This window comes from Sorangium sp. So ce381, assembly GCF_051473845.1.
Taxonomy (GTDB): domain Bacteria; phylum Myxococcota_A; class Polyangia; order Polyangiales; family Polyangiaceae; genus Sorangium; species Sorangium atrum.
On record NZ_CP150336.1, the window covers coordinates 8005207 to 8019748 of the forward strand.

The window sequence follows — 14542 nt, forward strand, 5'->3', positions numbered from 1 at the left end:
AAACGCTGGGTCTCACCGCGAGCGGCGCGCGTCGAGTCGGCGATCGTGGAGCCGGGGCCGTACCCGACCGCGCTCGGCAGGAACATGCTGGCGCCCGCGGAGCCCGCGCGCCTCGCGGGCTACGGCGAGCTCGCCGAGCTGCCCGCGCGCATGAACGCCGGTCTCGCCGCCATGTTCGAGGCGGCGGGCGCGCCCGACCCGCGCGAGGTGGCCGACGCCGTCGTGGCGCTCGTCGAGGCGCCGGCCGGCAAGCGGCCGCTGCGCACGATCGTGGGCGGCGGCTCCGGCCAGGCGCTCGGCGAGCTCAACGCGGTCGCGGAGCGGCTCCAGGCCGAGACGCTGCGCGCGCAGGGGCTGGGGCACCTCCTAGAGCGACAAACGGGTTGAAACGGCGAGCAAACAGCGAGAATTCGAACCGCCAAGCCCGCCAAGGACGCCAAGATTTTATTGTCTTCTTGGCGTCCTTGGCGTCTTGGCGGCTATTTTCTCGGGTTTCCAAGCTGATCGATGTTCTAGAGGTGGTCACTCGGGAATGACGCGGAAGTCCCGAGCTCGGCAGGCGCGCGAGCGCCGCCCTCCCGGTACGGCCCTTCGGGGTTGTGCTCCACGTCGAGGATCTCCCAGCGGTAGTAGCTGAAACTCCCGCTCTCGAGCTTCCACAGGACCTCCCCTTGGCTCGGAATCCGGCTGCTGCTGCCGTGGGGGGGCGCGCAGCCGGCGCGGTACGTCTGGAACGGGTCGATCTTTGCCAAGTAGGCGGGAAGAGGGCCTCGCGGGGTCAGAAAACGCTGGGTCTCACCGCGAGCGGCGCGCGTCGAGTCGGCGATCGTGGAGCCGGGGCCGTACCCGACCGCGCTCGGCAGGAACATGCTGGCGCCCGCGGAGCCCGCGCGCCTCGCGGGCTACGGCGAGCTCGCCGAGCTGCCCGCGCGCATGAACGCCGGTCTCGCCGCCATGTTCGAGGCGGCGGGCGCGCCCGACCCGCGCGAGGTGGCCGACGCCGTCGTGGCGCTCGTCGAGGCGCCGGCCGGCAAGCGGCCGCTGCGCACGATCGTGGGCGGCGGCTCCGGCCAGGCGCTCGGCGAGCTCAACGCGGTCGCGGAGCGGCTCCAGGCCGAGACGCTGCGCGCGCAGGGGCTGGGGCACCTCCTAGAGCGACAAACGGGTTGAAACGGCGAGCAAACAGCGAGAATTCGAACCGCCAAGCCCGCCAAGGACGCCAAGATTTTATTGTCTTCTTGGCGTCCTTGGCGTCTTGGCGGCTATTTTCTCGGGTTTCCAAGCTGATCGATGTTCTAGAGGTGGTCACTCGGGAATGACGCGGAAGTCCCGAGCTCGGCAGGCGCGCGAGCGCCGCCCTCCCGGTACGGCCCTTCGGGGTTGTGCTCCACGTCGAGGATCTCCCAGCGGTAGTAGCTGAAACTCCCGCTCTCGAGCTTCCACAGGACCTCCCCTTGGCTCGGAATCCGGATACCCCGGAACGTGCGCCAGTCCGAGCACGACACGGACCAGGGGGTGAGCTTCGCGTCCGCGCCACCGCCGAGATAACGCTCTGCCTGGAGCCCGACCACGCGCCCCTGCGGATCGAACGTGAACACCGCCGACGCGACCTTCCCTGCGTGCCGCATCGTCGCCTTCGCGCTCGTCGCGTCGATAGACTCCCACGCGATGTAGGGGCGGAGCGCCGCTGACGGGAACCAGACGATCTCTCCCAGAAATCGCAGCATGGCCCCCTGGTCGATCTTCTCGTCGGCCGCGTCGACGAGGTTGACGAGCGACGCCGCCTTGATGAGCATCTGGCCCTTGCCAGCGGCGTACTTGTCGCGGCCGTCGATCGGGAGGATGCCCATCATCGCCGTGGTGACCTTCCAGACGAACCCAGGCTCGTCGACGGAGAAGTACTGCTCGGCTTCCGCGGGCATCCAGGCGGCGTCGGGGCTGGTCCGGAGCTCGCCGCGCTGTTTCAGCCGGACCGTCTGAGCCCTCTCCCGGCCGACGACGCCCGAGGCCTCCAGCCAGGTGCGCACCGGCGCGGGCAGGTGCTCGATCTCGGAGGGCTCGACGCTGGAGGCGTGCGGCTCGACGGGGCGCGCGAGCAGCGCTCGGACCTCCGAATCGACCTCGTGGTGGAAGCGTGTGTGTTTGGCAACGGACACGATCGCCAGGAGGATGAGCACGTTGACGAGCGTCCCGAACTTCGCCTGGGGCCACGCGAGGACGATGAGGCCCTGGGACAGGAGCACGCCGGAGAACGCCAGCGCCCCCCACGCGTCGCGCCGCAGGACCCAGAGCGCTGCCGCGGCGAGCAGCACGAGCAGCGCCGCGAGCCAGAGCAGGGCGAAGGCTCGACTGCCTGCGGGAGAGAGGGGCACGAGCGTGCGATCGCTCGGCTGACCGGCGGCCGCGAGCTTCGACCACTCGCGGTATCCGATGAGGTGAATCGCGCCGTGGAGCGCGATCAGGATCGCCAATCCGAGCCGCATGACGTGCCTCTTTCTCGGAATCGCCTGCTGCGCCCAGCCGTCGCCTGGTCCTAGGCGGACGACTCCGTCTCTCACGTGCTCATTTTTACTTTTGCAGCACGCGTGCCAAACCAGGAGCGACGCCGAGGGCGCGGTCCATTCGCGCCGAACCGAGCACCGAGACGCGCAGCCCGACCGCCGTCCACGCAGATCTTGCGCGCCCATTCGCCGTCGCCGCTGCTCCTGGGCTCAACTTCGACGAGGTGTTGCGGACGCTGCTGACGAAGCTCGCAATCGAGGCGTTAGATGTCACCACCGCATGGTACCGTCCCACGTCGACTGACGTGGACCGCTGCTTGCGTCGGTCGCCAATGTCATACGCACCGTCTGGCCACCGATTGAGAGCGCGCGTAGAACTCGGCTTGCCGCGCCGCGCGCTTCCAGTCTGGTCCGAACAGAGAATCCATGAGGTCGACAACTTCCGGTGCAGCGAAGCATCCCGGCGCCGGCCCGTGGTGCCGCATGGCGCTGGCAAGAGAGCTCGGGCCTCGGCCAGAAGGCCGAGATACAAGAAGTGCTGTTCAAGGTTCGGGAAAGACGCCCCCGCAAGAAGCCTTGAAGCGGCCGAGGGAGACCGCCGCGTGCAGCCTGCGGGGATTGAAGAGGACCGCGTCCGCGTGGCCATCGCCGTTCACGGCCACGTCATCCGGCGGGCTCCGGCAGGCAGCAGACGGTCGTCGGGCGCGGCTCGCCGCCGGCCGGCTCGCAGAGCCCCAGCTCGTTGACGTCCCATTCGGCGCGGATGCTGCCGAGCGCCGCACCATCCTCCTCGGGAAGCAGGCAGCGATCCGCCCCGCCCTCCGTCACCGTCGTCGTCCCGAGGAGCGCGCCCTCGCTGCACGCGCGATCCGAGTAGGCGCTCACCCGCGCGACGCACTCCCTCGGCGTGTGGCTGGGCACGCAGACGCACGGCGCGCAGCCCCGCGTGAGGTCCCGGTCATAGAAGGTGAGCTTGTCCGAGAACCTGGGCCGCTCCCCGGGACCGGCGGGCGGATAGCATTCGTGAGGCCCCTCGTACTGCGCGATCATGCAGTACCGCCACCCGGGGGGCACGTTGGTCTCTTGCTGGTTGACCATGCACACGTCGCCGATCTCCGGACACGAATTACTCCACACGACGCCACTGCACGCGACCGCAATCTTCGCAGGGCTCTTCGGCGGAGAGGGCTCGCCCTCGGCGGACGGCGTGCACGAGCCATCCGGCACCGGCGCGATCCAGATCGCGCTGAACTCCTCTGCCGGCACGGTCCCCGGAGACGTGCATTCGCCTTGCCAGTTCCAGGGCGGATTGAACGGCCGGAGCGTCTCCGCGGGGGTGTTCTCACACGAGGCGTCCGAGTGCGCCGCCACGATCCCAGGCATGCGGCAGTACGGAACGCTGCATTTGCACGTGGGACAGGGCTCGTCGCCCGACAGCAGCGTCCGGAACCGGAAGGACGTCCTCGGGGCGATCTGCTCCGTGTCGCGACTCTGGAGGTCGAAGCCGGTGAGGTCCTCGCACGCCGGCTCGGGGTCGTCAGCGTCTCCGATCCACAGGAGCATCGGCTTGTGAAAGCTGTCCATCGGCTGTATCACGCACTTCCCGCCGCAGACGCCGTTGCTCGTGCCGTCCTCGTTGGTGATGAGGCAGGGATTCCACGGCTCGCCGCACGGCGGCTCCGCGCTCCCGCAGCCGGCCGCGACCAGCGCGCCGCCCAGGCTCCCCAGCGACAGCGAGATCGACGCGCGCAGGAGCCACCCTCTTCCGTTCCAAGTCATCGCGACCTCACCGCCTTCCCTACGCGCTCCCGAGGAGCCCCTACCCCCTGAACCTTCGGTTGGCTCCTGCCGCCGGCGGCGCGCCCGCCGCCCGCCCGTATTCTCGACCACGCCCTCACGGCGCCTCCAGCGCCTTCGGCAGACAGCAGACCGTCTTGGCCCTGGCGACCACATCGTCCTTGATGGGTTCACCGCGCGTCGGCTTGCACGTCCCGGGCTCGTTCGAGAGCCACGTTGCGCTCACGCTGGCCAAGCTGGAGGTCGGCTCAGGAACCAGGCAGATCCCACGCTCGGCCACATCGGCGCCGACGAGGATGTCGCTGCAAGCGGCATCTTCCCAGGCGACCACGAGCGCCTCGCACCGGCTCGTCGCCGGCGCCTCGCAGGTGCACGGCGAGCACGCGGGCGCGGTCACCAGGTCCTCGTAGAACACCCCCAGCCTGTCCGAGAAGATCTTCCGAGGGTCCGCCCCTCCCTCGGGCTGCTGGCAGCCGAGAATGCCGCTCCCGACGATGCAGTGGCGCCAGCCGTCGGGCAGATGGGCCGGCTGCTGCTCGAGCATGCAGAGCTCCGCCTCGTCCGGACACAGCTTGCTCTCCACCACACCGCTGCACCCGACGGCGACCTCGCCCACGCCTCCCGAGAGGGGCTGCGGGGGCTCGTCGGCCACGATCGGCGTGCACGGCTCCCAGATCGCCGGGCCGATCGAGAGCGAGCCGAGCTGCTCCGCCGTCACCGTGCCGGGCGACATGCACGATCCGTCCCAGCCTGCCGGCAGAAGGAACGACGTCTGCGTCCCCGTGCTGCCGTCTCCGCACGCCTCGATCGATTTCGCCGTCACGGTCTGCGGGAGCGCGCACGCCGGCGCCGTGCAAGCGCACGCCGGGCAGCCGTGCGTTGGCTCCGGGATGGCCCGCGCGAAGAGCGTCCGCGTGGCGCCACCGAACGGGATCCGCTCGCCGGTCCCGGGGACGATCCGCACGAGCTCGGCGCACGACGCCGGCGCGAGCACCTCGGGCCCCGTCCAGACGAGCGTCGGCTCGCCAAAGGATTCCGGCGGCGCGTGGACGCACTGCCCCCAGCAGTGCCCGTTGCTGGTGCCGTCGTCGTTCCAGATCTCGCACGTGACCGCCTCCGCGCAGTCGTACGCCCCGGCGCCGCCGCACCCGCTGGCCGCCGCCGCCCCTCCGAAGCCGAGGAGCCAAAGCCCTGCCAGCCTTCTCTGCCGCACGCTCCGCATCAGCACCGCTCCTTCCGGCTCCGGCGCAGCCTCACCAGCTGCCGGAGAAGATCACGCCCCCGCCATGCGCCGCCGCGAGCGGCGCCGCGCGCACGGCGCGCCTTCCCGGAACCGGCGCCCACAGGAGCGACGAGAGCGCGACCGCACCGACGACGCCGGCGCCGATGAAGCTCCCCCATGCCGCGACCTTCATTGTGTCGCGTGCGTCGCTCATCTCGAGCAGCACACCGCATCGTTCGGCGTAGGCCTTGGACACGCATGCCGCCGCCCCGTTGTCCTGGCGGATCTGAGCGGCCTGCGCCTCCACCTCCTCGTCGCGCACCGTCGCTGCCACGGCGAAGCTCATGCCCAGTACAACACCGGCCGACGCGAGCGCGAACCCACCGATGCGGAACACCGTACCCGCCGGCGGCCCCCCGGGCGCCGCGGCCGGCGCAGGCGCAGCCGGCACAGGCGCCACCGGCGCCGCGACCGGCGCACGCGCAGCAGGCGGCGGAGGCTTGGGCTCCAGGTGAAGGCCGACCATCGACTCCCGTCCCCGCTGCGCCTCGAACGGATAAACGTCGTCGACATACCCATCGAGCTTGCCGCGCGCCTCGTGCCGCCCCGGCTCGAGATAGACGAAATACATGCCCTGTCCGCGGCCGATCCGCCGGCCGTCGATGAACACCTCGGCCTCGGGTCGGCTCACCGCGACGGTCGCGGACGAGATCTCGCGCTCCGCCTTCTGGAGCCCCGCCCGGAAGCGCCGCTCCGCCGCCGGCTGGAGCGTCTCCGGATACAGCAGCGACTCCCTCAAGTGCTCCGCCGCGTCCCGGGGCCGCCCGAGCGCGAGCTCCGAAAGCCCGAGCTCCCCCGCGAACTCCGGCCGCGGATCCGCCTTCCACGCCGCGCGATACGACGCCTCCGCGTCCTCCCACCGCCCCGCGCGCCGCGCCCGATCGCCCCGGGCGAACGCCTCCTCTGCCTCGGAGCGCATCGTGGCCGCGCCGGACGGTCCAGCAGAAGGACCTTCCCCGGCGGCCACCGCCACGCGACTCCACACGGCAGACGCGGCGGCCACCGCGAGGAGCAACCGTCCTGTGGACGCCATCTCCGCGGCATACTACGTGGCGAGTCTCGTTTCGGTCAAGCCACCTTGGTCCGGAGAAAACGACGGAATCGGCTCTACCGTCAGGCAATTCTGGTCGCGCCGCGAGAATGCTCGTCCTGCTGCGCGGCGCGCCGAGGGGGCCGCGCGCACTCGAACGCCGCGCGCCTGGCTCGGTTCAGCGCGGCATGTCGATTCTCAAATGGCCGACGAGGTCACCAGGTAACTACGCTGGCATGAGGAAATCGTCTCGCACGACGGGCACCGCCGCCGATCAACCGCCGCTCACCATCGAGGCGATCATGGCCGAGCACCTGGATCTCGTCCGCCGCTACGTGGAGCGGCAGGGCTTCCGCGGCGCGGATCGGGACGACCTGCTCCAGGAGATCTTCCTCGGCGCCTCACGGTCGCTCCCCCGGTACGATCCCCGCCTTGCCAGCGTGCGCACCTGGCTCCTGCGGATCGCGTTCAACCACATCTCCAACGAGCGCAAGCGCGCCCATCGCCGGCACGAGGAGCCCTGGCCGGAGGAGGCGCTGGACGGGCTCTCCAGCCCAGCGCCTGACTCCGAGACACGGCTCATCGAGGCGCAGCAGCGCGAGCTCCTCGCGGATCTGCTCCTGGAGGTGCCCCCGATGCGCCGGGAGATCCTCGTCGCGCATGACCTGGAGGAGGAGGCGGTCCAGGACATCGCCGAGGAGCGCGCGATGCCGCGCAACACCGCATGGAATCACCTCCGGCTCGCGCGGCAGAGCCTCGTCGCCGCCGCGCGCCGCTGGCGGGCCCGGAGCCACGGCCGCGGCGCCCTGATCGCGCCGCTCGCCATCGCCTTCGGCGCGCTCGAGGCGCGCGCCGCCTCGCGGCCTCTCCACGAAGGCCGTTTGCGGCGGCTGCTCGACCGGGCCTGCCGGGCCCTCCGGCGCGCGCCGGCTCGCGGCGAGGCCGGCCCCGCGGCGAGCTCGTGGCGCAGGCCGCTCCTGGCCCGGAGGGCCGGCAGACGCAGCGTGGCCAGCACCGCGACCGGCGCCGTGGCCGCCGTGGCGGGCGCGCTCGTCCTGCTGGTCCCGGGCCCGCGCAGCGAGAGCCCGCTGCCGCAAGCTCACGCCGTCGCGCTGCGCTCCCCAGCGGCCGCGACAGAGCGCCGCAGCGCCCTGCCCTCAGGCCCGGAGCTGCGCCCGGAGGAGCCGCCCACCGGCGCCCTCAAGGCGCTTCGCCCCGAGGAGCCGCCCACCGGCGCCCTCAAAGCGCTGCGCCCCGACGCGGCGCCTCCGCGCGCTCCGCACAGCCTTCCTCGACGCGACGCCGCCGTCTCGATGCCGGAGGACCGGTTGATGCGGCAGGCCTTCGCGGCGCTCACCTCCGGTGAATACGGCGCTGTTCGGCTCCTGCTCGAGCAACACCGGCGCGACTTCCCGAAGGGCTCCTACGCCGGAGATCGCGAGGTGCTCCTGCAGCGGCTACGAGCGGTGGCGCGCCGCGACTGAAACGGGACTGCGGCCAGGTCAGTCAGCCCGGCTGAGCGTCCGATTCGTGCCATTCCATGCCGATGAGGCAATGAGCCATTGCCATGGCCCGAGGAGCTCTGCCAGCATCGGCGCGTTTTGCTCAACCCAAGGAGGCGCCTATGGCAGACCCCTACATCGATCCTTTCGAGACGAAGATTTACGGGAAGTTCGCGCGCGAGCAGATGGCCGCGGTCCTGATGGGCAAGGTCGCTGCCCTCGACGGCATGGTCGAGTTCGCGATGGGCAAGCAGCTCCTCGCCGATCAGGCGATGTCCGACGTCCTCGACCGCCAGCCCAAGCCGGCGCCGGAGCTCGACACCGCCGAGGTGCTCGACGAGGCGCGCGACGTCGTCGTGCGGTTCGCCTCCTACCTCGACTCGCTCAAGGGGAGGCCGGTCGATACCCGGCTGTTCTTCCGCGGCGAGGCGCCGAGCGTCCTCGCGCGCCGGCGGCTCACGAAGCTCACCGCCGCGGTCGGGCACATCGCGGACGAGCTCGAGAGACAGCGCGACAAGGTCCGCGGCGCGGACATGTGGCTGGCCGAGCTCCGGGAGGCGCACGAGAAGCTCGGGATCATCGAGCGGCAGCAGCGCGCCACGCGCGTCGAGCGGCTCGAGCTCGGCCCCGAGGTGTCGACCGCGCGCGAGGCCTGGCTTGGTGTCTACAACGCGAACAAGAGCCTCGTCCGTGGGCTGCTCGCCCACCTCGGCAAGCCCGAGCTCCTGCCGCTCATCTTCGACGACCTGGCCGAGATCCACCGCGCGTCCGGCGTCAGCGACGCGGTCCCGCCGGGCCAGCCGGCCGCGCCGACGGCGCCGGCCGCCGCCCAGCCGGGGCCCTCGCCGGAGGCGTGAGCCGACGGCCCGCTGCAACGCTCGATGCAAGCGTTGCAGCGGGCGACTCGGTCGCCGAGTTGGCCCTTTCAAGGCTCGAAAGGGCCAACTCGGCGGCCGAGCGGGTCGTTTCAAGCCTTGAGACGGCCGACTGGGCGGCCCAGTGGGCCGTCTCGAGCCTTGAAATGGCCAACTCGGCGACCGAGTCGGGCATTTCAAGCCTTGAAGCGGGTGACTGTGCGCCAGGGAAGGCGATCTCGACGCAGAAGAGGGCTCACCGCCGCCCCGGCCGGCGCGCGAGGCCGAGCCCCTGACGGCCTCTGCGCTTCCGGGACTGTCCGGGACCGCTACGTGCCAGTGCGGCCGGTCTCGTCAGTAGACCTCGACCGCGGCGTAGATGTCGCTCCGGCTGCGGAACACGACGATTGCCCCCTGGCTGTTGGGCAGCCCCGCGACGCCCGGCGCCGCGCCGGCCGGCGCGATCAGCCGGGCATCCGCGGCCGAGATGACGCCCGATGGGTACACCATGCGGTCGAGCTGGATGCTCTCGTCGTTGAGCTGGCTGACGACGTACGCATTGCCGACCGGATCGGCGTCGATCGCGCGGAGGGGGTCAGGACCGTTGGCGGGGAGCCCTTTCACCTGGGTCGATGTCCCGGGCGCGGAGAGGGGGATGATGTCGATGTCCGTGCCGCCGAAGGTGCCCGTCGTGTAAAGGAGCCCGTTCGAGCCCGCCCAGTCCGAGTAGAATGCTTGCCCGGGGGGGTTGGCCTCGGGGCCGAAGGTGACGCCGCCGTCCGTGCTCGTGCGGATGTGGAAAGCAGGGTCGTCCGACGCCGAGATCACGGCGCCGCTGATCTTGTCGACGATCACCTCGTGGAAAGCGCTCGACTGGGCGATGGTCGTGGAGGCCCACGCACCGGAGTCGCCGCCCTGATCGTTGCGCAGGATCTGGAGCTGCCCGGCGGCCGGGACGACCGAGATGTAGACGCGCTGTCCGAGCGAGTCGATGCTCACCTCCGCGTCGACGATGGGCTCCACGAGCTCCTGGACGGCCTCCCAGCTCGCGCCGCCGTCCGTCGAGCGCGTGAAGCCGAGCTTGCCGGAGCCGCGGGTCGCCGCGACGTACGCGGTATTGCCGGCGCCGCCTTCGATCGCCGCCTCGAACACGCCGGTGAGGCCGGTCGAGATCGGCGCGCTCCAGGTCTGGCCGAAATCCCGGCTCACGACCGCAAAGGCCTCACCCCCACAGAGCATCACGACGTAGACGTTGCCGAACACATCGCTGGAGATCTTGCGCCCTGTGTTCGAGAATTCACTGTTCGGGCACGAGAGGGCGCCGTTGATCTTCCGGGCGGGCACGCTCGTGATCGCAAGCCACTGGCACCTGTGACAGCTGTCGGCCGGATCGGCGTCGTCACCGTCGTCACATTGCTCCGTGGGGTAGTCGGTCAAGCCGTCCCCACAGACCTCCAGGCCCTTGCAGTCCGCGCGGCAACCGTCGCCGGCGGTCTGGTTTCCATCGTCGCAGACCTCCTCAGGCGCCTCGACGAAGCCGTTGCCGCAGCCGGGCAGGACGCACGTCACGCCGTCGCCGACGTATCCCTCGTTGCAGGCGCAGGTGAACGAGCCCGGCGTGTTGGAGCACGCGGCGTTCGCGTCGCAGTCGTCCGTGCCCAGGGCGCACTCGTCCACGTCGGTGCACGTGCCGCTCTGGCAGGTGAGGCCGCCGCAGCACGGCACCGTGGCGTCGCACGGCGCGCCCACAGGCAGGCAGCCCTGGCCGCTGCAGGTCGGGTCCTAGAGCGGCGAGCTCGGGTCGAGGCTCGTCACGTAATCGCCGGCGTGGGCGCTGTGGTCGTCGATGCACGCCCGCCTGCTGACGCGAATCATCGTGTACGGCTTCGTCGCGGAGCCGGTCCTGTGACAGAGCTGGACCGTCCCATTGACGTCGACGTAGTCGCACTGCTCGGGGGTGAGCGCACCATGGGCCTCGCCCGCGGCCTCGTCGTCGCCGTCGGCCGCGGAGGGGCCGGCGCTGGCGCAGTTCGCGACCGACAGCGCGGAGAACGCCGGGATCGCCAGATAGCCGAGAAGAGAGCTCTTACGGACGCTGCCGTTCATGCGCGGGCGGCGCTGTTCGCGGACAGACGCCGCCGTTCGTGCACGAGCGATATCGCTCATGACAGATCCTCGGTCGCGACCCGCGCAATCCGCCGCGATCGACGGCTGGCCAACGGCACATCACGAGCCGTGCGGGCGGCGAGCTCGCCGGGCTTCCGCCGCCCGAGCGCGGCTCAGGCGTCCTGCAAGCGCTCGATATCGAGGCAGGTGCAGGCCACCGCGGGGGCGCGCCGCACCGGCACGAGCGGCCGCGGCCGTGCTACGCCGCCGTCCCCTCTTCAACCGAGCCCTGCGAGCGCGAGCGCCTCCACGAGCTCATCGACAAGGGCCTGGTCCGCTGTCAGTCGGTTGACAACGGCCCGGGGATCCCGCGAGACCTGGGGCAGGACGGCGGCGAGCTGGCAGCCGGCGACGCGGGCCTCGGCGATGCGGCCGAGGCGGGCCAGGGCGACAGCGCCACGCCGATCACGGCGTTCGATTGCGCGTACCTGAATAGGCATTTCTACCATCGGTCGTCCGCGCCCTGGCTCTCCGCACCGAAAGAGCTTCCGGCGGCGTCGCTGCCGTGAGATAAGAGAGAGTTTCTCCACGCTCGTTTGAACGGACCTGTCGCGGCGCCCTGGCGCGAGGACGCGCCGAGAGCACGCGCACCGATCCGTGGAAAGGATCGAAACGTATGCGCAAAAAGCTCCTATTTGCTCTCTCGTTGCTCCCGCTCGCGGCCCTCGGGCTCACGCTCCGGCCGGCGCCGACGCTGGCCGGCGGCTTCCCTTCCAGGTGCGCCGGGACCTACCTGATCTCGGAAGGGGGCGGCGCCAGGGATTTCTGGACGTTCGCGGCCGACGGGTCCTTCTTCGGGACCACCTCGACGCAGCCCCTCTACAACTTCTCCAACCAGCAGGGGAGCTGGGAGAAGGTAGGCCACGACGGCGCTCGAGGCGCCCTGTTCGCCTTCGTCTACGACGAGGACAACACCCTGATGACGACGGCCCGGATCGACATCGTCCTCGACACGGTCGGCCAGGGCTGCGACGAGATCGCCGGCTCCCTCGTCGTGCGCACCTTCGAGGACGGGGAAGATCCGCTCGACCCTTCGACCGACACCGGCGAGCCCATCGCCTCCGACACCTTCACCGGCCGCCGCGCGAAGGCGAGCCCCTGACGGCCTCCAAGCGGCGGGGGTCCAGGAAGTGATCCCCTCCCTCTCTCCCCCCGCCTCGCAGACGTCCTACGACGTGCCTGCGGGAGGGGGGAGAGCGTGAGTCACTCCGTCGAGCTTCCGGGACTGCTACGTGCCAGTCCAGCCGATGTCGTCAGTAGACTTCCCGGACGACACGCAGCATAAGGGCGATCAGGCGGCTCAGAGTCCGTTGGGGACCACGCTGAGGGTGCCGGATCCCCTGTTGGTCAGGACGAGATCGTCGTACCCATCGCCATCCAGGTCCGCGACGGCGATGGCGTTGGGGCCGGGCGAGGTGCCGGTCGGGACGACCGAGCCCGCGCTGAAGGTCCCGTTGCCGTTGCCGGTCATCGGGCGGACGCCGCCCGATGACGTGGTGACCAGGATGTAGGCGTCGAGCTTCCCATCACCGTTGAAATCACTGGCCACGACCCCCAGCGCCGAGTTGGCGATCGCGCTGGACGACGCGGTGGACTGAACGCCGCTCGCGAACGTGCCGTCGCCGTTCCCTCTGAAGAAGAAGAGGTACCGGCCGGCCGCGCCGTTCGAGAGGATGTCGAGCTTGCCGTCCCCATCGGCGTCGCCGAAGGCGATGCCCGCCGTCTGGCCGTTGGCGGAGTTGGTGTAGGCGGCCGGCGCGGCGAACGAGCCGTTGCCCTGGTTGAGGAGGATCGACAGGCGCGCGGAGCCGGGGCTCGTCACCACGATATCGGAGGAGCCGTCGCCGTTCAGATCACGGCAGGCGATGCTCGACTGCACGCCCCCGGTGGCCGCGATGGAGATGAGCGTGGGCGCGCCGAAGCTGCCCGTGCCGGTGCCGAACATCACGCTCACCTGGCTCAGGGTCACGCTGGTGGTGGCGATGTCGGCCGCCCCGTCGTGATCGAAGTCCCCGGCGCAGAGGTGGACGGAGCCCGGGGTGCCGGTGGTGAAGCTCGTCGGCGCGCCGAGGGTTCCTGGCGCGCTCGGGCCCAGGTTCCGGTAGACGCTGATGCTCCCGTTGCTGCTGGGCAGGTTGGTCTGGCCGTCGACGGTGACCGCGTCGAGCCACCCGTCGCCGTCCACGTCCACCGCCACGACTGCGTTGCTGGAGAGCGGGGCGCCCGTGGTGTAGAGCTCCGACTTGACGGTCGCGTCGCCGTTGCCGTGAAACACGGAGAGCGACCCGGAGGGGGTCGTCGACGACCCGGATTCGGCGTTGGCCACCAAGACGTCGAGCTTGCCGTCGTTATTCACATCGGCGACCGCGGGAGCCAGCGGGTTGTGGGGCACGGAGACGGTGATCGGCGTGCCGGGGACCTGGCCGGAGGGCGGGTCCTGGCAGCCGCCGTTCGAGCAGATTTGGCCCGCCGCGCACGCGCTGTCGCAGGCGTTGCAGTGGGAGGGGTCGCTCTGGAGGTTCACCTCGCAGCCGTCGGACGTGAGCCCGTTGCAGTCCGCCAGGGTGCCTTCGCACGCCTCGCAGCTGGTCCCCTCGTAGGTGGGCAAGCACTCACAGGTGTGGCTGTTGATGCCGTCGACGCAGGTCCCGCCGTTCTGGCACGGGCTTTCGGCGCACTCGTCGATGTCGGTCTCGCAGTTGTCGCCGGTGAAGCCGGGCAAGCACGCGCAGGTGTAGCCGTTGATGCCGTCGATGCAGGTCCCGCCGTTCTGGCATGGGCTCTCGGCGCACTCGTCGATGTTGGTGCAGGTCACGCCGTCACCGGAGTACCCCGCGTTGCAAGCGCAGGTGAAGGAGCCCGATGTATCGATGCATGTAGCGTTCGCGTCACAGTCGTCGGTGCCCAAGGCGCACTCGTCGACGTCGGTGCACGTCACGCCATCGCCGGAGTACCCTGCGCTGCAAGCGCAGGTGAAGGAGCCTGCCGCGTTGGTGCACGTCGCGTTCGCGTCGCAGTCGTCGGTGCCCAGGGCGCACTCGTCCACGTCGGTGCACGTCACGCCGTCTCCGGAGTACCCTGCGTTGCAAGCGCAGGTGAAGGAGCCTGCCGTGTTGGTACACGCCGCGTTCGCGTCGCAGTTGTCGGTGTCCAGGGCGCACTCGTTCACATCGGTGCATGTGCCGCTCTGGCAGGTGAGGCCGTCGCAGCACGGCACCGTGGGGTCGCACGGCGCGTTCACGGCCAGGCAGCCCTGGCCGCCCGCATCCTCGTTGTCATCGCCGTCGGCCGCGGAGGGGCCGGCGCTGGTGCAGCTCGCGAGCAGCAGGGTGGTGAAAGCAGGGATCGCCAGACAGCCGAGAAGAGAGCTCTTGCGATAGCTCATGGTTTGTCCTCTGTTTTTGTTGAAG

General features: G+C 70.5%; 13 protein-coding genes. 5 read left to right on the forward strand and 8 right to left on the reverse strand.

Annotated elements, in window-relative coordinates; all coding sequences use genetic code 11:
- Positions 1 to 45: 45 nt before the first annotated feature.
- On the forward strand, positions 46 to 387 hold the full coding sequence (locus tag WMF29_RS29550) for a hypothetical protein (protein WP_437323484.1): 342 nt from the start codon (positions 46 to 48) through the stop codon (positions 385 to 387).
- Positions 388 to 512: 125 nt separating this feature from the next.
- Here WMF29_RS29550 and WMF29_RS29555 read toward each other — a convergent pair whose 3' ends face one another.
- Positions 513 to 752: a hypothetical protein gene (locus WMF29_RS29555; RefSeq protein ID WP_437323485.1), complete on the reverse strand. Its 240-nt coding sequence runs from the start codon at positions 750 to 752 to the stop codon at positions 513 to 515.
- Positions 753 to 828: 76 nt separating this feature from the next.
- Here WMF29_RS29555 and WMF29_RS29560 point away from each other — a divergent pair, with 76 nt between their 5' ends.
- Positions 829 to 1170: a hypothetical protein gene (locus WMF29_RS29560; RefSeq protein WP_437323484.1), complete on the forward strand. Its 342-nt coding sequence runs from the start codon at positions 829 to 831 to the stop codon at positions 1168 to 1170.
- Positions 1171 to 1295: 125 nt separating this feature from the next.
- Here the strand turns inward: WMF29_RS29560 and WMF29_RS29565 are convergent, their stop codons facing one another.
- From WMF29_RS29565 to WMF29_RS29580, 4 genes are all read right to left on the reverse strand, one after another.
- The gene (locus WMF29_RS29565) at positions 1296 to 2483 is read right to left on the reverse strand and encodes a DUF6544 family protein (RefSeq protein ID WP_437323486.1); all 1188 of its coding nucleotides are present in this window, start codon (positions 2481 to 2483) and stop codon (positions 1296 to 1298) included.
- Positions 2484 to 3164: 681 nt separating this feature from the next.
- Entirely contained in the window at positions 3165 to 4280 is a 1116-nt protein-coding gene (locus tag WMF29_RS29570) for a hypothetical protein (RefSeq protein ID WP_437323487.1), read from the reverse strand.
- 115 nt (positions 4281 to 4395) lie between these two features.
- Positions 4396 to 5511, reverse strand: a complete 1116-nt coding sequence (locus WMF29_RS29575) for a hypothetical protein (RefSeq protein WP_437323488.1) — start codon at positions 5509 to 5511, stop codon at positions 4396 to 4398.
- A 40-nt stretch (positions 5512 to 5551) separates the two neighbouring features.
- Complete coding sequence (locus WMF29_RS29580; RefSeq protein WP_437323489.1) at positions 5552 to 6613, reverse strand: hypothetical protein; 1062 nt, start codon at positions 6611 to 6613, stop codon at positions 5552 to 5554.
- Between the two features lie 233 nt (positions 6614 to 6846).
- Here WMF29_RS29580 and WMF29_RS29585 point away from each other — a divergent pair, with 233 nt between their 5' ends.
- Entirely contained in the window at positions 6847 to 8094 is a 1248-nt protein-coding gene (locus tag WMF29_RS29585) for a sigma-70 family RNA polymerase sigma factor (protein ID WP_437323490.1), read from the forward strand.
- A 140-nt stretch (positions 8095 to 8234) separates the two neighbouring features.
- Complete coding sequence (locus WMF29_RS29590; RefSeq protein WP_437323491.1) at positions 8235 to 8969, forward strand: hypothetical protein; 735 nt, start codon at positions 8235 to 8237, stop codon at positions 8967 to 8969.
- Between the two features lie 351 nt (positions 8970 to 9320).
- On the opposite strand, the gene WMF29_RS29595 is transcribed toward WMF29_RS29590, so the two are convergent.
- On the reverse strand, positions 9321 to 10715 hold the full coding sequence (locus WMF29_RS29595) for an EGF domain-containing protein (RefSeq protein WP_437323492.1): 1395 nt from the start codon (positions 10713 to 10715) through the stop codon (positions 9321 to 9323).
- Between the two features lie 33 nt (positions 10716 to 10748).
- Positions 10749 to 11132, reverse strand: a complete 384-nt coding sequence (locus tag WMF29_RS29600) for a hypothetical protein (RefSeq protein WP_437323493.1) — start codon at positions 11130 to 11132, stop codon at positions 10749 to 10751.
- A 616-nt stretch (positions 11133 to 11748) separates the two neighbouring features.
- Between WMF29_RS29600 and WMF29_RS29605 the strand changes: the two genes are divergently transcribed.
- The gene (locus WMF29_RS29605) at positions 11749 to 12234 is read left to right on the forward strand and encodes a hypothetical protein (protein WP_437323494.1); all 486 of its coding nucleotides are present in this window, start codon (positions 11749 to 11751) and stop codon (positions 12232 to 12234) included.
- A gap of 198 nt (positions 12235 to 12432) precedes the next feature.
- On the opposite strand, the gene WMF29_RS29610 is transcribed toward WMF29_RS29605, so the two are convergent.
- Positions 12433 to 14517, reverse strand: coding sequence for an FG-GAP-like repeat-containing protein (locus WMF29_RS29610; protein WP_437323495.1), 2085 nt, complete (start codon positions 14515 to 14517; stop codon positions 12433 to 12435).
- Positions 14518 to 14542: the final 25 nt, after the last annotated feature.